The sequence below is a fragment of the Methylobacterium tardum genome (assembly GCF_023546765.1).
GTDB lineage: Bacteria > Pseudomonadota > Alphaproteobacteria > Rhizobiales > Beijerinckiaceae > Methylobacterium > Methylobacterium tardum.
The window spans coordinates 2,350,348-2,371,223 of record NZ_CP097484.1; the positions used below are offsets into that span (position 1 = coordinate 2,350,348).

20 protein-coding genes and 2 tRNA genes are annotated in these 20,876 nt (G+C 71.4%); 13 read left to right on the top strand and 9 right to left on the bottom strand.

The annotated features are described in order from the left end of the window. Positions 1–5: 5 nt before the first annotated feature. From M6G65_RS11035 to M6G65_RS11050, 4 genes are read right to left on the bottom strand one after another with little or no spacing between them, the layout of a single operon-like run. On the bottom strand, positions 6–1,196 hold the full coding sequence (locus tag M6G65_RS11035) for an NADH-quinone oxidoreductase subunit D (protein WP_192708296.1): 1,191 nt from the start codon (positions 1,194–1,196) through the stop codon (positions 6–8). Between the two features lie 15 nt (positions 1,197–1,211). Continuing rightward, positions 1,212–1,859, bottom strand: coding sequence for an NADH-quinone oxidoreductase subunit C (locus M6G65_RS11040; RefSeq protein WP_250103933.1), 648 nt, complete (start codon positions 1,857–1,859; stop codon positions 1,212–1,214). Positions 1,860–1,868: 9 nt separating this feature from the next. Beyond that, positions 1,869–2,456, bottom strand: a complete 588-nt coding sequence (locus M6G65_RS11045; RefSeq protein ID WP_010686017.1) for a NuoB/complex I 20 kDa subunit family protein — start codon at positions 2,454–2,456, stop codon at positions 1,869–1,871. Between the two features lie 42 nt (positions 2,457–2,498). Then, a complete protein-coding gene (locus M6G65_RS11050) occupies positions 2,499–2,864 on the bottom strand; it encodes an NADH-quinone oxidoreductase subunit A (protein ID WP_007560754.1) in 366 nt (121 codons plus the stop codon). A 327-nt stretch (positions 2,865–3,191) separates the two neighbouring features. Here M6G65_RS11050 and M6G65_RS11055 point away from each other — a divergent pair. Next, positions 3,192–3,268 (top strand) — tRNA-Asp (locus tag M6G65_RS11055). 98 nt (positions 3,269–3,366) lie between these two features. Here M6G65_RS11055 and M6G65_RS11060 read toward each other — a convergent pair. Both M6G65_RS11060 and M6G65_RS11065 read right to left on the bottom strand, forming a co-directional pair. Continuing rightward, complete coding sequence (locus M6G65_RS11060) at positions 3,367–4,275, bottom strand: EamA family transporter (protein ID WP_238196707.1); 909 nt, start codon at positions 4,273–4,275, stop codon at positions 3,367–3,369. 29 nt (positions 4,276–4,304) lie between these two features. Next, positions 4,305–4,595, bottom strand: coding sequence for a DUF1127 domain-containing protein (locus M6G65_RS11065; protein ID WP_238196708.1), 291 nt, complete (start codon positions 4,593–4,595; stop codon positions 4,305–4,307). Positions 4,596–4,708: 113 nt separating this feature from the next. Here M6G65_RS11065 and M6G65_RS11070 point away from each other — a divergent pair, with 113 nt between their 5' ends. Beyond that, complete coding sequence (locus M6G65_RS11070) at positions 4,709–6,100, top strand: aminotransferase-like domain-containing protein (protein ID WP_238196710.1); 1,392 nt, start codon at positions 4,709–4,711, stop codon at positions 6,098–6,100. A gap of 223 nt (positions 6,101–6,323) precedes the next feature. On the opposite strand, the gene M6G65_RS11075 is transcribed toward M6G65_RS11070, so the two are convergent. Further along, positions 6,324–7,649, bottom strand: coding sequence for a sensor histidine kinase (locus tag M6G65_RS11075; protein WP_238196711.1), 1,326 nt, complete (start codon positions 7,647–7,649; stop codon positions 6,324–6,326). Continuing rightward, positions 7,649–8,314 (bottom strand): response regulator transcription factor, encoded by a 666-nt coding sequence (locus M6G65_RS11080; RefSeq protein ID WP_238196712.1) that lies wholly within the window; start codon positions 8,312–8,314, stop codon positions 7,649–7,651. The genes M6G65_RS11075 and M6G65_RS11080 overlap by 1 nt, the downstream gene beginning before the upstream one ends. 472 nt (positions 8,315–8,786) lie before the next feature. Between M6G65_RS11080 and M6G65_RS11085 the strand changes: the two genes are divergently transcribed. From M6G65_RS11085 to M6G65_RS11130, 10 genes are all read left to right on the top strand, one after another. Beyond that, positions 8,787–9,467: a DNA-binding protein gene (locus M6G65_RS11085; protein ID WP_238196714.1), complete on the top strand. Its 681-nt coding sequence runs from the start codon at positions 8,787–8,789 to the stop codon at positions 9,465–9,467. Positions 9,468–9,576: 109 nt separating this feature from the next. Next, on the top strand, positions 9,577–9,849 hold the full coding sequence (locus M6G65_RS11090; protein ID WP_238196716.1) for a hypothetical protein: 273 nt from the start codon (positions 9,577–9,579) through the stop codon (positions 9,847–9,849). 79 nt (positions 9,850–9,928) lie between these two features. After that, a complete protein-coding gene (locus M6G65_RS11095) occupies positions 9,929–11,680 on the top strand; it encodes an ABC transporter ATP-binding protein (RefSeq protein WP_250103934.1) in 1,752 nt (583 codons plus the stop codon). Positions 11,681–11,762: 82 nt separating this feature from the next. Continuing rightward, on the top strand, positions 11,763–12,638 hold the full coding sequence (locus M6G65_RS11100; RefSeq protein ID WP_238196719.1) for an aldose 1-epimerase family protein: 876 nt from the start codon (positions 11,763–11,765) through the stop codon (positions 12,636–12,638). Between the two features lie 3 nt (positions 12,639–12,641). After that, entirely contained in the window at positions 12,642–13,349 is a 708-nt protein-coding gene (locus tag M6G65_RS11105) for a uroporphyrinogen-III synthase (protein ID WP_238196720.1), read from the top strand. Positions 13,350–13,454: 105 nt separating this feature from the next. Next, on the top strand, positions 13,455–15,656 hold the full coding sequence (locus M6G65_RS11110) for a translation initiation factor 2 (protein ID WP_238196721.1): 2,202 nt from the start codon (positions 13,455–13,457) through the stop codon (positions 15,654–15,656). A gap of 125 nt (positions 15,657–15,781) precedes the next feature. Further along, complete coding sequence (locus tag M6G65_RS11115) at positions 15,782–17,338, top strand: heme biosynthesis protein HemY (RefSeq protein WP_250103935.1); 1,557 nt, start codon at positions 15,782–15,784, stop codon at positions 17,336–17,338. A 216-nt stretch (positions 17,339–17,554) separates the two neighbouring features. Next, positions 17,555–17,989, top strand: a complete 435-nt coding sequence (locus M6G65_RS11120; RefSeq protein WP_192708282.1) for an NUDIX hydrolase — start codon at positions 17,555–17,557, stop codon at positions 17,987–17,989. 101 nt (positions 17,990–18,090) lie between these two features. Further along, positions 18,091–18,165: transfer RNA gene (locus tag M6G65_RS11125), tRNA-Thr, on the top strand. Between the two features lie 123 nt (positions 18,166–18,288). Next, positions 18,289–18,570: a hypothetical protein gene (locus tag M6G65_RS11130; protein ID WP_192708198.1), complete on the top strand. Its 282-nt coding sequence runs from the start codon at positions 18,289–18,291 to the stop codon at positions 18,568–18,570. A gap of 27 nt (positions 18,571–18,597) precedes the next feature. Here the strand turns inward: M6G65_RS11130 and M6G65_RS11135 are convergent, their stop codons facing one another. Then, positions 18,598–19,230, bottom strand: a complete 633-nt coding sequence (locus M6G65_RS11135; RefSeq protein ID WP_238196724.1) for a Crp/Fnr family transcriptional regulator — start codon at positions 19,228–19,230, stop codon at positions 18,598–18,600. Between the two features lie 701 nt (positions 19,231–19,931). Here M6G65_RS11135 and M6G65_RS11140 point away from each other — a divergent pair. Beyond that, the gene (locus M6G65_RS11140) at positions 19,932–20,789 is read left to right on the top strand and encodes a manganese catalase family protein (RefSeq protein WP_250103936.1); all 858 of its coding nucleotides are present in this window, start codon (positions 19,932–19,934) and stop codon (positions 20,787–20,789) included. Positions 20,790–20,876: the final 87 nt, after the last annotated feature.

The following is a 20,876-nucleotide window of genomic DNA, read 5'->3' on the forward strand; positions in this document are numbered from 1 at the left end:
CTGTCTTACCGATCCACTTCGCCGAACACGATGTCGAGCGTGCCGAGCACGCAGGACACGTCGGCTAAGAGGTGCCCGCGGCACATCCAGTCCATCGCCTGAAGATGCGCGAAGCCCGGCGCGCGGATCTTGCAGCGATACGGCTTGTTGGTCCCGTCCGACACCAGATAGACGCCGAACTCGCCTTTCGGCGCCTCGACCGCCGCGTAGACCTCGCCCTCGGGCACGTGGAAGCCCTCGGTGTAGAGCTTGAAGTGGTGGATGAGCGCCTCCATCGAGCGCTTCATCTCCCGGCGCGGCGGCGGCGCGAACTTGCCGTCGAGCGCCGCGATCGGCCCCTGGCCGGCGGGCTCGCGCAGCTTGGCGATGCACTGCTTCATGATGCGCACCGACTGGCGCATCTCCTCCATGCGGATCACTTGGCGATCGTAGGTGTCGCCGTTCTTCCCCACGGGAATGTCGAATTCCATCTCCTCGTAGCATTCGTAGGGCTGCGCCTTGCGCAGGTCCCACGGGATGCCGGAGCCGCGGACCATCACGCCCGAGAAGCCCCACTCCATCGCCTCGTCCACCGACACGATGCCGATATCGACGTTGCGCTGCTTGAAGATCCGGTTGGCCATGACGAGGTCGTCGAGATCCTGGACGACCTGCAGGAACGGGTCGCAGAACGCGTCGATGTCGTCGATGAGCTTCGGCGGCAGGTCCTGGTGGACGCCGCCCGGCCGGAAGTAGTTGGCGTGGAGCCGGGCGCCGGAGGCCCGCTCGTAGAAGATCATCAGCTTCTCGCGCTCCTCGAAGCCCCAGAGCGGGGGCGTGAGGGCGCCGACATCCATCGCCTGCGTGGTGACGTTGAGCAGGTGCGACAGGAGCCGGCCGATCTCGCAGTAGAGCGTGCGGATCAGCTTGGCCCGGCGCGGCACCTCGATTCCGGCGAGCTTCTCGATCGCCAGGCAGAAGGCGTGCTCCTGGTTCATCGGCGACACGTAGTCGAGCCGGTCGAAGTAGGGCGTCGCCTGCAGGTAGGTCTTGTACTCGATCAGCTTCTCGGTGCCGCGGTGAAGCAGCCCGATATGCGGATCGACCCGCTCGACCACCTCGCCGTCGAGTTCCAGCACGAGGCGCAGCACGCCGTGCGCCGCCGGGTGCTGCGGGCCGAAGTTGATCGCGAAGTTTCGGATGTTGTGTTCGGTCATCGGACGGCCCCGTTCTCAGGCCGACTTCTTCTCGTCGCCCGGCAGCACGTAATCCGTGCCTTCCCAGGGCGAGAGGAAATCGAAGTTCCGGAATTCCTGCGTCAGCTTCACCGGCTCGTAGACGACCCGCGCCTGATCCTGGTCGTAGCGGACCTCGGCGAAGCCGGTGAGCGGGAAGTCCTTGCGCAGGGGATGCCCCTCGAACCCGTAATCGGTGAGCAGGCGGCGCAGGTCGGGATGGCCCGAGAACAGGATCCCGTAGAGGTCGTAGGTCTCGCGCTCGTACCAGTTCGCCGCCGGGAAGACCTCGATCACCGAGGGGACGGGCGTCACCTCGTCGGTCTGCACCTTCACGCGGATGCGCAGGTTATGGCGCAGCGACAGCAGGTGGTAGACCACGTCGAACCGCTTCTCGCGCTGCGGGTAGTCCACGCCGCAAATGTCGATGAAGTTGCGGAACGCGCAGGCCGGATCGTCGCGCAGGTAGGTGAGCGCGTAGACGATGTCGGACGCCTGGATCACCAGCGTCAGCTCGCCGAACGCGGTGGTGTGCGACACCACCGCCGGCCCCAGGGCGCCGACGACGCGCTCGGCCATGGCCGCGACCGCGTCCTCGCCGTAGACCGGCTGGGTGTGGGGGAGGATCGAGATGCCGTTCGTCATGGCCGCTCCTCAGCGCTCGATCGTGCCGGTCCGGCGGATCTTCTTCTGCAGCAGCAGCACACCGTAGAGCAGCGCCTCCGCGGTGGGCGGGCAGCCGGGCACGTAGATGTCCACCGGCACCACCCGGTCGCAGCCGCGCACGACAGAGTAGGAATAGTGATAGTAGCCGCCGCCGTTGGCGCAGGAGCCCATCGAGATGACGTAGCGGGGCTCCGGCATCTGGTCGTAGACCTTGCGCAGCGCCGGGGCCATCTTGTTGGTCAGGGTGCCGGCGACGATCATCACGTCGGACTGACGCGGCGAGCCGCGGGGCGCGAAGCCGAATCGCTCGCAATCGTAGCGCGGCATCGACATCTGCATCATCTCGACCGCGCAGCAGGCGAGACCGAAGGTCATCCACATCAGCGAGCCCGTGCGGGCCCAGTTGATCAGCTCGTCCGTGGTGGTGAGCAGGAAGCCCCGATCGGCCAGCTCGTCGCTGATCGACAGGAAGGTCGGGTCGTCCGCGCCGATCGGGCGGCCGGTGTTGGGATCGATGATCCCCTTCGGCTGGGGCGCGATCGCGGGAGCGCGATTGGTATCGGTGATCAGGGCCATCGGCGACTCAAGAATTCTGTGCGGGCAGCGAGCGGCGAGATCTCAGTCCCATTCGAGGGCGCCCTTGCGCCACTCGTAGACGAAGCCGACGGTCAGCACGCCCAGGAAGACGATCATCGACCAGAAGCCGAACCAGCCCAGATCCCCGAAGGTGATCGCCCAGGGAAACAGGAACGCGACCTCAAGGTCGAAGATGATGAACAGAATGGCGACGAGGTAGAAGCGCACGTCGAACTTCATGCGGGCGTCGTCGAACGCGTTGAAGCCGCACTCGTAGGCCGACAGCTTCTCCGGGTCGGGGCTTTTGAACGCCACGAGGAACGGTACGACCAGCAGAGCTGTGGCGATGAACAGCGCCACGCCGATGAACACGATGAGCGGCAGGTAATCCGCCAACAATCCGGTCATGCCAGGGCCTCGCGAGACGTAGGAAACCGCGGTGCGACGCCGACCCGGACTCGCCCGTGGAATTGTTCTTATGCCAGGATGCGCGCGGCCGGAGGCTTAGTCGAGCCGCCGGCCCGTGACAATGGCTTGTCGCGTCGCACAAAGCGCGCTGTCAGTGCTCCCCTGAAATGGGAATAGGCGGCATGCCTGCAACACGACGGAAGCGCGCAGGTGCCGCGTGTCGCGGGTCAGCCGAATCCGGCGCGGATGCGCTTGACAGGTCCCGAAGCGCCCCATAAACCCCGCCCCGTCGCCGGGCGAAACGCCCCTTCGAGGCGACCACGCCGTGCGGGCGTAGCTCAGTTGGTTAGAGTGCCGGCCTGTCACGCCGGAGGTCGCGGGTTCGAGCCCCGTCGCCCGCGCCACGTCCCCTTCTTCCTTCAAGCCAGATTCGGTCCCCGACCTGCAGGCATCGCTGCGTCCGGCTTTCCGGTGCCGCGAAGTGCCATGCCGGTGGGCCGATCTACGCGGCCTGCGCTGGCGGCGCCGTTCCCGGCCGCGACGCTCCGTCGGATCCGGACCGTCGCCCGCCCCGCAGGCTCAGCGCGATGCCCATCAGGATGAGCCCGCCCCCGGCCAGGATGTCGGCGCTCAGCGGCTCGCCCAGCACGACATGCGTGCTCAGGATTCCCGCCACCGGCACCAGCAGGGCGAAGGGCGTGACGGTGGCCGCGGGGTAGCGGGTCAGGAGCCGGTTCCAGAGACCGAAGGCGAGGAGCGTCGTCGGGTAGGCCTGGAAGACGACGGATCCGATCGCCGCCCAGCTTGGGTGCGTCAGCGCCGTGAGGGCGGCGGGCCCTTCCACGATCAGCGACAGGATGAAGAGCGGCGGCGCGGTGGCGAGGCTGCCCCAGACCATCAGCGCCAGCATGTCGACCCGGCCGATCCGCTTCACGATGATGTTCGCGCTGGCCCAGCCCAGGGCCGCGCCGACGACCATCAGCAATGGCCCCAGCGGGGCGGCTCCGCCCCGCCCGAGCGCGACCGCGACGACGCCGAGGAGCGCGACCGCGCCGCCCAGCACCTGAAGGACCCGCGGGCGCTCCTCCAGCACGGCCCAGGCGAGCGCCACGGTGAACGGCGCCTGGATCTGGATCAGCAGTGACGACAGGCCGGCCGGCATCCCGAGCCGGATCCCGCTCAGCAGCAGCCCGAACTGGCCGATGCCGAGGGCAAGCCCGAACGCCGCCACCAGCACGCCGGGCGCGCGGGGCGGCCGGATCACAAAAGCCGCCGGCACCGCCGCGAAGGCGAAGCGCAGGGCGCACAGCATCAGCGGCGGGACCGTTTCCAGGCCGGCCTTGATGGCCACGAAGGCCAGCCCGAGGATCGTAACCACCAAGAGGGCGGCCAGCACGTCGCGCAGCGTCATGGGCGGATCTTACGATCCCGCCCGCGCAGTCACCACCGGCGCGCCGCCCGCGCCGTCCGGCGCTCGTCGCGGCGGCCGACGAGCAGGTGAATGGCATCGCTGGCGCCCGGCGCGCAGGCATCCGCCACGTCCTGGGGCGTCAGCCCGATATCCTTCAGTTCGCGCTCCGACAGCGTCGAGAGTCGCTGCAGGACGCGGCGGTTCATGGCCGCGCGGGACAGGCCGGCCCGCACCTCGGCCGCCCATGCGGCGAACAGCGTGGCCGCGCGGGTAATCCACGAGGTCTGCGCCTTGGCAGTCTCGGATAGGCACTGGTCCATGATCCCCTCCTCCGTCTCTCTGGGGCCGGGCGATCCTGGCTGTCCGGGGCTGGCGGCGACAGGAACACTTCGGTACGGTTTGGAAGAATTGTCCGGACGAATGAGCAGTACGGATGCCGATCGCAGTCAGAAGTCCCGGGACCCGAGTCGAGGCCGTGATCGGCGAGATCCGCGAGCGGATCGCGGCGCGGCGGCTCGTCCCAGGCGTGCGGATCCCGTCGGTGCGCGCTTTCGCGGACACGATGGGGGTGTCGAAATCGACCGTCGTGGAGGCCTACGAGCGGCTCGCCGCCGAGGGCGCCGTGGTGGCCCGGCCGGGCTCCGGCTTCTACGTCGCCGGCAAGACGCGGCCGCTCTCGCTGCAAGCGATGGGGCCGCGGCTCGACCGGATCGTCGATCCGCTCTGGATCACCCGGCAGGCGCAGCAGGCCGGGTCCGACCAGCTCAAGCCGGGCGCGGGCTGGCTGCCCGATTCCTGGTTGCCCCACGAGGCGATCCGGCGGGGCCTGCGCCGGGTGGCCCGGGCCGATCTGGCCGAGATGACCAATTACGACCGGCCGCTCGGCTATGAGCCCCTGCGCAACCAGATCGCCCGCAAGGTCGGCGAGAAGGGCGTCGGCGCCGAGCCCGACCAGATCGTGCTGGTCGAATCGGCCACCCAGGCGCTCGATCTCGTCTGCCGCTTCCTGCTCCAGCCGGGCGACACCGTGCTGGTGGACGATCCCTGCTACTTCAACTTCCTGGCGCTGCTGCGCGCGCAGCGGGTCGCGGTGGTCGGGGTGCCGATGACGCCGGAGGGCCCGGACCTGCGGGCGCTCGCGATCCTGCTGGAGCGGCACCGGCCGCGCTTCTACCTGACCAATGCGGCGCTGCAGAACCCGACCGGGGCGAGCCTCGCGCCGAACGTGGCGCACCGGCTCCTGAAGCTGTGCGAGGCGCACGACACGCTCATCGTCGAGGACGAGATCTTCGGCGACCTCGAACCCGAGGCGGCGCCGCGGCTCGCCGGGTTTGACGGGCTGGAGCGGGTGATCCAGATCGGCAGCTTCTCCAAGACCCTCTCGGCCGCCGCCCGCTGCGGCTGGATCGCGCTCCGGGCCGACTGGGTCGAGCCGCTGGTCGATCTCAAGCTGGCGCTGAGCCTCGGCAACGGCCATGTCACGGCGGCGCTGGTGCACACGCTGATCAGCGAGGGTGCCTATCGGCGCCACCTCGCCGAAACCCGCCGCCGCATCGCCGGGGCGATGGTGCAGGCCTCCGCGGAATTGCGCGCCTGCGGCCTGGAGCCCTGGTCGCAGCCCAGGGGCGGGTTCTTCCTGTGGATGCGCCTGCCGGACGGGCGCGACGGGGCCGACGTCGCCCGCCGGGCGCTCGCCCGCGGCATGGTGCTGGCGCCGGGCACCTCGTTCAGCCTGTCGGATGCCTGGAACGGCTACATGCGCTTCAACGTCGCCCACTGCATCGACCCGCGCATCCGCCCGATCCTGCGGGAGGCACTGGGCTGACCAAAGGGGTTCCTGAGCGGAGGCTCGGACCAGGCCTTTGCCCGGGCCGCTTCGAGGACACGTCATCCCGGGGCCGCGCAGCGGAGCCCGGGATCCAGAACCATCGTGGAGCCCAGGATGTGCGCCGTCGGCGGCTCTGGGTCCCGGGCTCGCCTTCGGCGCCCCGGGACGACGGGGTGGAGGCTCGAGCGTCCGGCATACGCGGGATCCGGGTTGTTCCGGATCACGCCGGCAGCGCCAGCTCCGCCCGCAATCCGCCGAGATCCGATCGTGCAAGGCTCAGCCCGCCGCCGTAGAGTTCGGCGAGTTCCAAGGTGATCGGCAGTCCGAAGCCGTGGCCCGGGACGCCCTCATCGAGGCGCCGGCCGCGCGCCATGACGGAGGCGGCGGCCTCGGCGTCGAGGCCCGGCCCGTCATCCTCCACCCGCACGCGGACGCCATCGTCACGGGCGGCCACGCTGATCCGGACGCGGCTGCGGCACCAGCGGCAGGCATTGTCCACGAGGTTGCCGAGCATCTCGTCGAGATCCTGGCCCTCGCAGAGTACGGAAAGGTCCTCCGGCACGGCGAGATCGATCGCCGCGCCCTTCTCGGCGTAGAGCCGCGCCAGCGCGTCGCGCAGGTCCGAGAGGCGCGGCGCCAGCGGCGTGCGGCGCCGGGCCGAGCCCGCCAGCGCCGCGGCCCGGGCCCGGCGCAGATGATGGCGCACCCGCCGGTCCATGTCGTCCACCTGCCGGCGCAGCGCCCCGTCCGGGTCGCGGGCGGGGTCGGCCAGCGCCATCGACAGGGTGGCGAGCGGTGTCTTGAGGGCATGGGCGAGGTTGGCGACGTGGCCGCGAGCCCGCTCCAGATTCTGCGCGTTCTGGTCGAGGAGTGCGTTGAGTTCCGCCACCACGGGCGCGATCTCGGCGGGCTGGTCGTCCGGCACGCGCTCGCGCCGGCCGGCCCGTACGGCCGCGAGGTCGACCCGCAGGCGCGTCAGCGGCGCGAGGCCGAGCCGCACCTGGAACGCCAGTCCGGCGAGCAGGCACAGGCCGAGGATCCCGAGCGCCAGGGCGAGGCTCGACAGCGCCTCGCGCAGGGGGCCGCGCAATTCGCCCTCCGGCGCGGCCACCACGATGGTCGCGGCCGGCGGCCCCGGCAGGGTGAGCACGCGGGCGACGAGGGGCTCGCCCCGCGGCCCCGTCGCGGAAGCCGGGTGGGGCCGGTCGGACGCGTCCTCCGGCCCCGGATCGGACAGGTGGATGTCGCCGCCCCGCAGGGATCCGGAGCGGATCGTCTCGGGCCCGCGGCGCACCTCCCAGGCCCAGCCGGGACCGGGCCGGTCGAACGGCGGCGCGTCGAGGCTCCCGGGCAGGATTCCGGCTTCGAGCCCGGCCCGCAGGGCGGTGATCTGCGCGTCCAGCCGCCCGTCGAGCTGCCCGCGCACGAACCGATGCAGGATCACCCCGATGGCGAGGCCCGCCACCACCAGGGCCGCCAGCACCAGCACCAGGGCGGCGGCGAGCAGGCGGCCGCGGAGCGACCGGCGCGGCGTCGCGTCCGCCATCAGGCGGGATCCGCGTGCAGGCGGTAGCCATGGCCGCGCACGTTCTCGATCCGGGCCGGGGCGATCTTCCGCCGCAACCGCGTGATGATCACCTCGACGGAGTTCGAATCGACGTCGGCATCGCCCTCGTAGACCCGTTCGATCAGGTGCAGGCGCGGCACCACGGCCGCGCGGTTCAGCGCCAGGCAGGACAGCACCCGCCATTCGAGGCCCGTGAGCTTGAGCGGCAGGCCCTCGTGCTCGAAGGCGCCGAGCCCCGGATCGAAGCTCAGGGGGCCGCAGACGATGCGGCTCGCCCCGCCGCCCTGCGACCGGCGCACCAGCGCGCGCAGGCGGATCACCAGCTCCTCCACGCGGACCGGCTTGACGAGGTAATCGTCCGCCCCCGCCTTGAACGCCGCGACCTTGTCGCTCCAGCCATCGCGCGCCGTGAGCACCAGCACCGGCAGGGTCCGTCCGGCCGTCCGCCACGCCCGCAGCACCGACATCCCGTCGCCCTTCGGCAGGCCGAGGTCGAGCACGACCGCGTCGTAGCCCTCGGTCTCGCCGAGATGCTGGGCATCCTCGCCGGTGGCGGCGTGGTCGAGGACGAAATTCTCCGCCCGCAGCACCTTGGCCACCTCGGCTGCGAGGGCCGCGTCGTCCTCCACCAGCAGGATCTTCACCCGTCCCCTCCTCGCTCAGGCGCTCACGCCTTCCGTTGATTGTCGCGCTCCGCTTCCGAGAGGGCGTTGATCCGCACGTCATCACGAGCGGAGCGAAGTGACCCAGGGCAGCGCGACACCCGGACACGTGGCGCTAACGGGATTGCTGCGTTCCGCTCGCAAAGACGGCGGTGGCGAAGCCATCTGGTTCCTCTCGCCTTGCCACCACGTCGCGGCGGCAAATCCAACCCGGATCGGGCCTTGGCGTCGTGTTCTCATGCGGCCCGGCCGAGGGGACGCGTGCAGGCTCCAACCAGCCGACCAACATCAGCCCGCGCTGCCAAGTCTTTGCGTTCGCACGGGTTCCGTGCGTCACGCTCTAGGCGGCCGGGTTTAACCGGGGCTGAACCGGGCGGTTCAGTCCGGATTGCCAAGGGCGCCTTACGAAGGGACATCGGATCGAACGGATCCGGACCTCTCGAAGGACCGAACCATGAGCGACGACAAGACGATCGACGGCACTGCGCGGGAAATCCGCGATCCCGAGCCCGCCGGCCCGGCGCGCCGGGCGATCCCCCGGCGGACCTGGGTGGTGGGTGCATTGGCGACCCCGCTCGCGGTGGGCGCGGTGGGCCTGTCCCTGGCGCAGGGCACGGCCTTCCAGCCGACGCCAGTCGAGCCGGTGGCGATCCAGGCGCTGGCGCCCTCCGGGGCGACCGCCATCAAGGGCACGGTGGCCGAGATCTTCGGCAACAAGTTCGTGGTCCAGGATCCGACCGGCCGCGCCCTGGTCGAGACCGGCCGCGAGGGCGAGGACGGCACGCTCGTCGCCAAGGGCGAGGCCATCACGGTGCAGGGCCGGTTCGAGACGGGCTTCCTGCACGCGCGGGTCCTGACCCATGGCGACGGGCGCACGATCGTGCTCGGCCCGGCCGGCGGTCCGGCCATGGGCAGCCTGGACTGGGCCAAGGACCGGATCGGCCTCGGGCCGAAGCCCGACCTGCCCGCCCTGACGGCCTCCGTGCAGGCGGCCGGCTACAGCGACGTGCGCGTCACCGGCCGCGGCCCGCGCCACCTCGACGTCGCCGCGAAGGATCGCGACGGGCGCGAGCATCAGCTTCATGTCGGCTTCGACGGGCAGGTCCGGGAGAAGTCCGCGCGGCCGCCGGTCTGATCCCGCGCCCGGGGCGGGGTGGCATGCAACCCTTCCCGCCCTGCCGCGTCCTCCTGTCTCTCAGCCGGCAGGAGGTGGCGCCGTGGAGCCGATGAAACCGATGGAACCCATGAAGCCCATGAAGCCGATGAAGGGCATGGAGCCCTGGTGGCCGAAGGATCTTGGCGAGCCCGCGACCAGCGGCGCGCAGAACGGGATGAAATACGCCGTCTTCCCCGACAAGAAGCGCCTGCTGATCGAGCGCGACGGGCAGGTCTCGACCTACGACAGCGGCGACCACCGGATCGGCGGCGTGTCGCAGGCGGATGGATCCTCGAAGACGCTGACCTTCGCCAGCCAGGACGGCGACGTCGATCTCGGCTCGCTGAAGAAGCTCGGCTGAGCCCGGCGTGGACAGGCCGGGGCGGCACCCTTAAGCCCGGGCCCGCCATGCGAGCCGCCCCGCCGACCTGTCCGACGCCATGCGCGCGCTGATCGACCTCGTCCGCGCCCTGCGGGCCCCCGACCGGCGGCGCCTCGCCATGATCGCCCTCGGCCTCGCCGTGGCGGCCCTTCTCGAGGTGGTGGGGGTCGCCGCGGTGATCCCGTTCCTGACGCTGGTCGGCGACCCGTCGGCGGCGACCCGCATCCCCTACCTCGCGCAGACCCGGGCGTTCCTCGGGCTCGCCGACGAGCGCAGCTTCCTGCTGGTGACCGGCGGTGCGGCGCTGGCGGCGATCCTGGTCACGGCCCTGGTCAATGCCGGGCTGACCTACGCGCAGCTCCGCTTCACCCATCTGGCCGGCTACAGCCTCAGCCGGCGGCTGCTGTTCCGCTACCTCGACCGGGAGCGGCTGTTCTTCACGCAAGCCAACAGCGCCGAGCTCGCCAAGAACGTGCTGTCCGAGACCGACCGGCTGGTGATCGGCGCCCTGACGCCCGCCACCGTGCTCGCCTCCCGGGCGAGTTCAGCCCTCGCGGTGATTGCCTTCCTGCTGGCCTACGCGCCGCAGCTCGCGCTAATCCTCGGAGGCGGCTTCGGCGGCCTCTATGTCGGGATCTACATGGTGATGCGGGCCCGCCTCGCGCGGCTCGGCGCCCGCACGGTGGCCGACAACGAGGCGCGCTTCCGCATCGTCCAGGAGACCTTCGGGGCGCTCACCGAGCTGAAGCTCTACGGGCGCGCGGAGGCTTTCGCGGGTCGGTTCGACGCCCCGGCGCGCGCCTACGCGATCGCCACAGCGGCGAGCCAGCTCACCGGCCAGATGCCGCGCTTCGTCATCGAGGCCCTGGCCTTCGGCGGGGTGATCGTGGTGGTGCTGTTCGCGCTGGCCCAGGGCCTGGACGTGGCCGGGATCCTGCCGCTGCTCGGCCTGTTCGCCTTCGCGGGCTACCGGATGCTCCCGGCCTTCCAGAACATCTTCACCTCGGTGGCGCTGATGCGCTTCACCCTGCCGGCGGTGCAGGCGATCGTCGACGAGCTCGCCGACGAGCGGGCGCCCCAGCCCCGCACCGCAGAGCGGCTGCCGTTCACGACGGCGATCCGGCTCGAGGGGCTCGGCTTCGATTACGGCACCGGCCGGCCGGCGCTCGCCGGCATCGACCTGACGATCCCGGTCAACACCACGGTCGGGCTCGCGGGCCGCACCGGTTCGGGCAAGACGACGCTCGCGGGCCTGCTCCTCGGGGTGCTGAGCCCCGGCGCGGGGCGGATCACCGTGGACGGCGTCGCCCTCGATCGCGCCACCCTGCCGGCCTGGCAGAACCGGATCGGCTACGTGCCGCAGGAGGTGTTCCTGGTGGACGGCACGGTGGCGGAGAACATCGCCCTCGGGCTCGACGCGCCCGACCTCGCGACGGTCGAGCGGGCGGCACGGCTCGCCGGCGCCCACGATTTCGTCGCGGCCCTGCCGCATGGCTACGGTGAGCGGGTCGGAGAGCGGGGCGCGCGGCTGTCCGGCGGCCAGCGCCAGCGCATCGGCATCGCCCGGGCGCTCTACCACGACCCGGACGTGATCGTGTTCGACGAGGCGACCTCGGCTCTCGGCGACGAGACGCAGGCGGCGGTGATGCGGGCGCTGCGCGCCCTGTCGGGCCGGCGGACCCTGATCCTGATCGCCCACCGCCTCTCGACCCTGGAGGGCGCCGACGCGGTCCACGTGCTGGAGGCCGGACGGCTCGTCGCCTCCGGGCCGCCCGAGGCAGTGCTGCCGGGACTTGGCACGGCCGCATGAGGCGCGGCCCGATGAGAGGCGGCCCTTGCCCCCTGCCCCGCATCCGTTACCTCGGCTCTCCGAGGATCAGCGGGAGACCCCTGTGAGCACGCGCATCGACCTGACCGCCCCGGACGGTACCTCCGCCGCGCTCTCGACCCACGGCGCCGAGCCGGTCTCCTGGCGGGTCGGCGGGACCGAGTATCTCTGGAGCGGCGACCCGGAGCACTGGAACCGCCACGCCCCCTGGCTTTTCCCGGTGGTCGGCGCCTCGGCCGGCGGCCACGTGAAGGTCGGCTCCGCGCGCTACCCGATGGGCCAGCACGGCTTCGCCCGCGACCTCCCTTTCCAGGTCATCGAGCAGCGTGCCGATGCCGTGACCCTGCGCCTGACCGACGGGCCCGAGACCCGGGCGCACTACCCGTTCGCCTTCCAGCTCGACGTCGCCGCCCGGGTGCGGCCGGGCGGACTCGATCTCGACGTGACCGTCGGCAATTCCGGCACCGAGCCCCTGCCCTACGCCCTCGGCTTCCATCCGGCCTTCCCGTGGCCCTTCGCGGGGGGCACCCGCGCCCGGGACGGCGGCTACGCGGTGGAATTCGAGCAGGCGGAGCGCCCCTTCGCCCCGCAGGTGGGCCCCGGCGGCCTGCTGCTGCGCGACGAGCAGCCGATCCCGCTCTCGGGCGATATCTTGCCCCTCGACCCGGCGATCTTCACCGAGGCCTTCGTGATCCGGAACGCCCGCAGCCGCCGGATGCGCTTCACCGGGCCCGGCAAGGCGATCCGCATGGAGATGGCGGATTTCCCCCATCTCGCGGTCTGGACCAAGCCGACGGCGCCGTTCCTGTCGCTGGAATGCTGGACGGGCTACGCCGACTGGGCCGACTTCTCCGGGGAACTCACGGAGCGCGACGCGCAACGGCTGCTCGCTCCGGGCGCCGAGGCGCGCCACGGCGTTCGCCTGACGCTGGAAGGCTGACCGTTGCGCATCTGGGTGGCGCGGCCCGAGCCGGGTGCGACGCGCACCGGCGCGGCCCTTACGGCGCGCGGCCACGCGCCGCTCGTGGCCCCGGTGCTGGTGGTGCGACCGACCGGTGCCGCCCCGCCCGACGGGCCGTTCGACGGTGTGCTCCTGACCAGCGCCAACGCGGTGCCGGAGCCGCGGGAGGCCGCGTCCCTGCGGGGCCTGCCGGTCTTCGCGGTCGGGGCGCGGACGGCCGCGCTGGCCGCGGAGGCCGGGCTCGGGCCGGTGCGCGAGGGACCGGGCGACGCGGCAGGGCTCGCCGCGCTCGCGGCCGGCCTGCTGCCGCCGGGCGCGCGCCTGCTCCACAGGGCCGGCGCCGAGCGCAAGCGCGAGCCGGAGGCGACGCTGAGCGCGGCCGGATTCCGGATCGCGACCGTCGTGGCCTACGCCGCGGAGGCCCTGCCCGCCCTGCCCGATGCGGCCGACGGCGCGCTCGCGTCCGGCCAACTCGACGCGGCCCTCCACTATTCCCGGCGCAGCGCCGCCGTCGCTCTCGCCTTGGCGGATGCTGCGGGTCACGGCGGAGCTTTCCGCGCCCTGAAGCATTACTGCCTGTCGGTGGACGTCGCCGCCCCTCTGGAAGCGGTTGGCGTCCCGATCCATTTCGTGGCGGCGCGCCCGCGTGAAGCGGACTTGCTCGACGCCCTTACGCCAAGCCGCACCTGACCGTGCGGTGACAGGGAGACCGGGCCGCCGTATCTCGCCCTCGCGCCGGAGGCCGCCGCGGTGCTAGGGGGGCGCGGCGACGCCGTAGAGTTGGAGGACTTGCCCGTGACGCCACCGCCCAGCGACGCCGACAAGCCCGGCCCCGGCCCCGGCGGCCGGAAGCCGGACCCCGCGGCCGCAAAGCCCGGCCAGGCGAATCCGTCCGCGACGGACAACCGCTCCGCGGCCGCCCCGGTCGCCGGCGGGAAGCCGATTGCACCGGCGCCCTCCGAAAGCGCCAAGCCGAATCCGGCGTCCGTCACGCCGCCCAAGCCGGCGACCGAGCCGGTGGTGGCCGCCAAGCCGGGCACGACCGAGACGAAGCCCGAGATCGGCAAGCCAGAGACCAGCAAGCCGGGCTCCAGCGCCGTCATCGCGGACGCGCCGAAGCCGGCGGGGAGCACCGGCGCCCAGCCGGCGGCTGCAAAACCCGACGCCGTCAGGACTGAGCCAGGCAAAGTCGATCCGAGCAAGGCTGATCCGGGCAAGATCGAGCCTGCCAAGGCGGGCGGCCCGACCTCCGCGCCGCCGGACGTCGCGAAGGCCGCGACCGGCGCGAAGCCTGATCCGACAAAGCCCGACGCCACCAAGGCCGAGCCGCCGAAGGTGGGCCAGCCCGGTTCCGGCCCGCAGCCCGGCAATCGGCCGGGCGGACCTGCGGCTGGGGCCGCCGGCGCGGCGGCTGCGAGCGCCGTGACGGCTGGGCCCATCATCGACCTGAAGGCCAAGCGCGTCCCCGACCCGACGCCCGGCGGCAAGGAGCCGTCGAAGGACGGCGTCAAGGATGCGGCCAAGGAGCCGCCGAGGGGGCCGATTCCCACCGATGCGTCGAAGGCCACGACCCCGCCGTTGACCCCGCCCGCGACCCGCGCCCGGGCCGGGTTCGGCTCGATCGCGGCGGCCGGACTGCTCGGCGGCGTGATCGGGGCGGGTCTGCTGTTCGGGGCCGAGAAGGCCGGAATCGGGCCGGATCCGCGCTTGAACGCCCTCGACCAGAGGCTGTCCAGCCAGCTCGCCTCCCTCGACAAGCGCCTCGACGGGCTCGCCCCGCGCGACGCCCTCGCGGCCCTCGACAAGCGGGTCGCCTCCGCCGAATCGACCGCCAAGCAGGCGCTCGACAAGGCGTCCGGTGCGCCGACGCCGGCCGCGGCTCCGACGGACGGGCAAGCGGCCGGGCAGGCGCAGTCCATCCCGGCCGATCTGGTGGCGCGCCTCGACAGCCTGGACCAGCGCGTGGCTGCCCTTCAGGAGGAGCCCGGCCAGGAGCCCGGCCGCGACCAGCCGGCGGGGGCCAAGCTCAACGCGCTCCAGGACACCACCAAGCAGGTCGCCGACCTCGATGCGCGCCTGAAGGCCCTGGAAGAGAACGGCGCGAACAAGACGGCGGCGGAAGACGCGTCCAAGAAGGTCGCCGCGCTGCAGAGCGAGGTGGAGCAGAAGACGAAGGCGAATGCCGATGCCGACGCCGCCCTCGGTCAGCGGCTCGACGCGCTCCAGCAGAATCTTGACGCGCGGGTGAAGGCCGCCACCGAGGCGGTCCAGGCCGCCACGCAGGCGAGCCGCACGGCCGCCGAGGCCGGACAGGCCCAGGCCGCCGAGGCCGCGAAGGCGGTCGACCGGCGTCTGCAGGAGCAGGCCGATCAGATCGCCGCGCTCGACAAGAGCGTCGCCCAGCGCGCCGAGGTCGGGACCGTCCAGGCCGCCCTGAGGGTGGTCGCGGCCGATCGCGTGGTGTCCGCCCTGGAATCCGGGATGCCCTATGCCGAGCCGCTGGCCACCCTGCGCAAGCTCGATCCGGCGACCGAGGCGCAGACCAAGGCGCTCGCGCCCTTCGCGGCATCGGGCGCTCCCACGGCCGGCCGGCTCGCCGACGGCTTCCGCCCGATCGGCGAGCGAATCGCCGCCAAGAGCCGGGCGCAGCGGGCCAGGAGCGCGGCCGAGACCGGCGATTTCCGCTCCAAGCTCCTGAGCATGGCCGACGGCATCGTGCAGGTGCGCAAGGTCGACGCGCCGGCCCCCGAAGCCCCCGACGATCCAGAAGCCAAGGTTCAGGCTGCCCTCGACCGCGGCGACCTGCCGGCGGCCGATGCGGCCTTCGCGGCCCTGCCGGCCGCGGCGCAGGACGAGGCGGGCGATTTCGGCGCCAAGCTGAAGGCGCGGGCCGCCGCCGAGACGGCCGCGCGGACGCTGCTGGACACCGCTTTCAGGGCCCTGCCGGCCGGCAATGCGGCGGCGCCGGCCACGCCCGCCGCGGTACCGGGGCGATAGGATTGTGACGGTCCCAACCCGCGCCGTGCGCGGCTGCAACCTCTCCGGGCGGGCGCACAGGCGCCCCGCCTCTCCCGCACCCCGCGGCGGCCGCCAGGCGGCCGTCGACAGGAGACTTTGACCCCATGTGGCGCGCCCTCGCCTTCCTGGCCCTGCTCGCACTCGCCGCCTTCGGCGCGGTCTGGATCGCCGACAGGCCCGGTACCGTCACCGTCGTCTGGAACGGCTACCAGATCGGTACCAGCCTGGCGGTCGCCCTCGTCGGCGTGATCGCGGCCGCGATCGTTCTCGGTCTGCTCTGGGCGATCGTGCGCGGCGTGATCGGCCTGCCCGAGGCCCTGGTCCGGGGCTCCGCGGAGCGGCGCCGGGCCAAGGGTCTCTCGGCCCTCTCCCGCGGCATGGTGGCGGTCGGCTCGGGCGATCCCCTGGCGGCGCGCCGCTACGCGGGCGACGCCGAGCGCCTCCTCGGCAGCGAGCCGCTGACCCTGCTGCTCAAGGCGCAGGCAGCGCAGATCTCCGGCGACCGCGACGCCGCCGAGAGCGCCTTCCAGCGCATGGTCGACGATCCGGAGACGCGGGTGCTGGGCCTGCGCGGGCTGTTCGTGGAGGCCCGGCGCCGGGAGGACGAGACCGCCGCCCGCGCCTACGCCACGGAGGCCGCGCGCCTCGCCCCGAGCGTCACCTGGGCCAACGAGGCGCTGCTCGAGGCGCAGAGCGCCGACGGCGACTGGGCTGCGGCCCTGGAGACCATCGAGCGGCGCTCCTCCCTGGGCCTGATCGATAAGGCGACTGCCCGCCGTCAGAGGGCCGTCCTCCTCACGGCCATCGCGGGCGAGCGCGAGGCCGGCGAGCCGGAACTGGCCGGCGAGCGCGTGCTGCAGGCGGTCAAGCTCGCGCCCGACCTCGTACCAGCGGCCTGCATCGCCGGCCGGCTCCTCGCCCGCCGCGGCGACCTCAAGAAGGCCGCCCGCATCGCCGAGGCGGCCTGGAAAGCCAACCCGCATCCCGATCTCGCCAAGGTCTATCTCGGCCTCCGGCCCGGCGATTCGGTCCGCGACCGACTCGCCCGTGCCGAGACCCTGGCCAAGCTGTCCTCCTGGGATCCGGAGGCCCGGCTCGCCGTGGCGCAGGCCGCCCTCGACGCGCGGGATTACGGTCGCGCCCGCGAGGCCGCGAAGCCGCTTCTCGCCGACCGACCGACCGTGCGCGCCTGCCTGATGATGGCGGCGATCGAGGAGGCCGAGCACGGCGCCGCTTCCGGGCAGGCCCGCGAGTGGCTCGCCCGCGCCGCCCGGGCGCCGCGCGATCCCGTCTGGATTGCCGACGGCGTCGCCTCCGACACCTGGGCCCCCGTCTCGCCGGTCACCGGACGTCTCGACGCGTTCGCGTGGCGCGAGCCGCCGAACACCTTGGTGGCCGCGCCCGCCGTGGATCCGGAGCCGGAGCCCAAGCCCTCCGCGCCCGTCCTGGCGCCGGCCGGTCCAAGTGACGGCCTCAACCCGCCGCGCGCAAGCGTAACGGATCAGAACGCGAGCGAATCGAAGGCGGCCCCGCTGCCGACTCTCGTGCCGGCCCCCACGAGCGGGGACAAGGCTGACGGGCCGGACCCCGTTTCGGCCGGCATGGCGGCCGCCGCGCTGCCGGCCTCCGGGGCCGAGCGCGCCGTGCGCAGGATCGGGTGACCGGTCTGTCCGGCGCGCAGGGTGCTGCCGCGACGCCGCGAACAGAGGTTCGTGGTGTTCGGTTGAACCACTATGAGTTGCCGGACCCGCGGTACCGTGTAGCTTGTGCGTAGCGTCACCGACCGAGGGTCCGATCATCCGCCGCACCGTACCCGCCCCGGACACGTCCCCGCCCCGGTCGGATTCGGGGCGGATGCCGCGTAGCGCGGTGCGGCCGTGACGCTTCTCGACGACGACAACGAGCCGCGGCGGCAGGTCGGCGCCCTGCCGTTCCGGCTCGGGCGGGACGGGAAGCCCAAGATCCTGCTCGTGACGTCGCGGGAGAGCCGACGCTGGGTCATCCCGAAAGGCTGGCCCATGAAGGGCCGCAAGCCGTTCCAGGCCGCCGCCCGCGAGGCCTACGAGGAGGCGGGCCTGCGCGGTGCGGTCGGCAAGCGGCCGATTGGCCACTACCTCTATCAGAAGCGGCTGAAGAACCTCGACGCGGTCCTGTGTCAGGTGAAGGTGTTCCCGCTCAAGGTGCGCAAGCAGCTCAAGCATTTTCCCGAGGAGCATCAGCGGGAGCTGCGATGGTTCACGCCCGCGGAGGCGGCCGAGGCTGTGTCCGAGCCGGGGCTCGCCGCCATCATTCGCGCTGCGTGCCGCACGTAAAGCACGCGGATGCGCAACGCGGCGTTGCCAACGCGTCGGCGATCCGTTATGGCCCCACTCAGCCGGACGGACACGCCCCCGCGGGGGCGCCCCGGTCACCTGCTGCGGTAGCTCAGTGGTAGAGCACTTCATTGGTAATGAAGAGGTCGAGAGTTCAATCCTCTCTCGCAGCACCAGCACTCTCTCCGATCTTGTAGCCGGTTCGCTGATGCTATGTGTTCCGTGAGGGAGTTCGTCGCAGTCTGAGTTTCCGCTGCGGCCGCCCTGCCGAATCCATGCGCTGAAGGGATCGTGCGGACGTGAATTCGACAGCCCTGATTACGATGCTGGGCCTCGTCATCGGATGGGCCATCCTCGCCGGCGCCGCTGTGGTCACCGGCCGGTTCGCCACCCTGGCCTTCCTGATCCTGACCCTGACCGCCCTCTACCTCTACGTACCGTGGGTGCGCCTGCGCGCCAGCGGTCTCGATGGCTCCAGCCGGCCCGTGAGGTTCTGGACGAACGTCGCCATGCTGGCCGTCAGCTTGGCCGCCTGCCTCGCCTTCGGGATGATGCTCGCCCGCCGGACCGGGTACCTCTGATCGCGCGGCCCGGACGACGGGGCGGACTCAAAGGGCGTCGGACCAGATCTCCAGATAGGCCGGATCGAACTGCGCGAGTCGTTCCAGCCGCGGACGGTCGAGGAGCGTGAGCCGTCCGCTCTTCAGGTGGATCAACTGGCTGTCACGCAGGTATTTCAGCACGCGGTTGACGTGCACCGACGTCAGCCCGAGCGCGTCCGCAAAATCGTTCTGCGTGATCCGCATCTCGAAACTGTCGTCGGTGACCAAGCCGACGGTCGCCAGTCGCCAGCGCAACTCGCAGAGTAGATGCGCCATCCGCTCGATACCGACGCGCCGGCCCAGGCTGACGATCCATTCGCGGGCGACGGCCTCGTCGCGCCGCAGGCGGCGGCCCAACGCTGCGGCGAGGTCCGGGCTGTCGCGGGCGGAGAGCCGGGCGATCGGGATCTCGCCGACCGTGCAGCGGGTGAGCGTGTTGACCGCGTAGTCTGCGCGGCTCGCGAGGATCGCACCCAGGTCGCAGAGGTCGCCCGGAACCAGGATGGCGGTGATCTGCCTGCGGCCGTCCCGCAGCATGCGATAGCGGCAGGCGTGACCAGCCAACAGCAGGTGCGCGACTTCCGGCTCGGCACCGGGCAGCAGCAGGTCGTGCTGCTTCGGGATCGAGCGCTCGCGCACGGGCAGATCGAAGGTTCTCGCGAAGCCGTCCGGGGTGAGCGGGCGGGCCTCCAGGAGGTCTGCCAAATCGGCGATCTGGACGGTGAGCATCCATGCACTCCAAGCCGTTGGCCCCGCGCCGACCGCGGATTAGACGCGCATTATAAGATGACGCATTTTCAAGTATAAGTCCGATCGATGTATTCCGGGTAACGGCAGATCCAAGTTTATATTATATGTACGCTACCGTACCGACAGCGAATGCCGTTTAACATCGTGTCGCCACGTGTCGAATACATGCCAAGCTTGACGATGGTGCGGGCCTGTTAAGCGCTGGCATGCGGGTCGGATTGCGCGGGTCGATCCGCCCGGGAGCGTCTTCGCCGCCGTCCCGATCGACCGCCCGTCAAGCTTCTGCGTGGTGAGGGCGCGGCTCCCGCAAAATACTAACCTGCGTTGAGGCATGTTAACATGTGTTGGTGCCGCATTTCGGTGATCAAGCGCGGCGGCAGGAAATATTTTTGGGCCTTGTAGCCTGATTAATCAGCGAAAAATCGGATCGCGGGCGTCTTAATCGTTCTAAATGTGTTGGAACATCGAACCGAGGTCCTGAAGGCGGGTTGGTCAAGATGCGAAGGCTCATGCTCCCAGGGAGTACCGAGCCCGCGGCCGATCGTGCGGTGGGCTAGGGCGCGCCGTGCCTCTCACGAGGGACAGACACCATGTATTATCACGACAAGCGACTTCAGTACCCGGTCAAGGTCGACAGCCCGGACCCGATCTATGCCCGCATGCTCCAGCAGGCGATCGGCGGGATCGAGGGCGAGATCCGGGTCTGCTTCCAGTACTTCTTCCAGGCTTGGGGCAACCGCGCTCCGACCACGAAGTACCGCGACATGCTGCTCAACACCGCGACCGAGGAGATCGGGCATATCGAGATGCTCGCGACCGCCGTCGCGATGAACCTCGAGACCGCGCCGACCAAGGTGCAGGAGGCCGGGGCCGCCGACGCGCTCGTCGGAGCCGTGATGGGCGGGGAGAATCCGCGCCACATCGCCGAAGGCATGCTGCACAAGACGCTGCTGTCCACCGGCATGGCGGCCTTCCCGGGCAATTCCGACGGCCTGCCGTTCGACATGAGCCACATCTACGCCAGCGGCAACATCGCGGCCGACATGTACTGCAACGTCGCCGCCGAGGCGACCGGACGGATCCTGGCGGTCCGGCTCTACAACGCCACCAACGATGCCGGCATGCGCGACATGTGGAGCTTCCTCATCGCCCGGGACACGATGCATCAGCAGCAATGGCTGTCGGTGATCGAGGAACTCGGGGGGCACGCGGGCACGCTGCCGATCCCGAACTCCTTCCCGCAGAGCGAGGAGAACCAGAAGTTCAACTACAACTTCTTCTCGACGTCGGCGGACGGCTCGCCGCCCCCGGCCGGCCGCTGGACGCAGGGCCCGTCCCTCGACGGCAAGGGCGAGTTCAGCGTGGTCCAGAACCAGCCCATGGGCGAGGAGCCGGTGCTCGGTCCGGCACGGCCCGACAGCGGGGCTCAGTCCCAGCAGATCGGCTGACGGCGCGCGGTGCTCCGGAGGCGGACGATCCTCCGGAGCGCCGTCCCTTCCCAGGGCCCGACACCGGGTCGGAACAGGGGGTCGCAG

Bases quoted from the DNA above. Each gene is read 5' to 3' on its own strand.
- M6G65_RS11065 (WP_238196708.1), bottom strand. From the start codon at position 4,595: ATGGACCAGTGCCTATCCGAGACTGCCAAGGCGCAGACCTCGTGGATT.
- M6G65_RS11060 (WP_238196707.1), bottom strand. From the start codon at position 4,275: ATGACGCTGCGCGACGTGCTGGCCGCCCTCTTGGTGGTTACGATCCTC.
- M6G65_RS11140 (WP_250103936.1), top strand. From the start codon at position 19,932: ATGTATTATCACGACAAGCGACTTCAGTACCCGGTCAAGGTCGACAGC.
- M6G65_RS11035 (WP_192708296.1), bottom strand. From the start codon at position 1,196: ATGACCGAACACAACATCCGAAACTTCGCGATCAACTTCGGCCCGCAG.
- M6G65_RS11040 (WP_250103933.1), bottom strand. From the start codon at position 1,859: ATGACGAACGGCATCTCGATCCTCCCCCACACCCAGCCGGTCTACGGC.
- M6G65_RS11115 (WP_250103935.1), top strand. From the start codon at position 15,782: ATGTGGCGCGCCCTCGCCTTCCTGGCCCTGCTCGCACTCGCCGCCTTC.
- M6G65_RS11095 (WP_250103934.1), top strand. From the start codon at position 9,929: ATGCGCGCGCTGATCGACCTCGTCCGCGCCCTGCGGGCCCCCGACCGG.
- M6G65_RS11050 (WP_007560754.1), bottom strand. From the start codon at position 2,864: ATGACCGGATTGTTGGCGGATTACCTGCCGCTCATCGTGTTCATCGGC.
- M6G65_RS11070 (WP_238196710.1), top strand. From the start codon at position 4,709: ATGCCGATCGCAGTCAGAAGTCCCGGGACCCGAGTCGAGGCCGTGATC.
- M6G65_RS11090 (WP_238196716.1), top strand. From the start codon at position 9,577: ATGAAGCCCATGAAGCCGATGAAGGGCATGGAGCCCTGGTGGCCGAAG.
- M6G65_RS11085 (WP_238196714.1), top strand. From the start codon at position 8,787: ATGAGCGACGACAAGACGATCGACGGCACTGCGCGGGAAATCCGCGAT.
- M6G65_RS11075 (WP_238196711.1), bottom strand. From the start codon at position 7,649: ATGGCGGACGCGACGCCGCGCCGGTCGCTCCGCGGCCGCCTGCTCGCC.
- M6G65_RS11045 (WP_010686017.1), bottom strand. From the start codon at position 2,456: ATGGCCCTGATCACCGATACCAATCGCGCTCCCGCGATCGCGCCCCAG.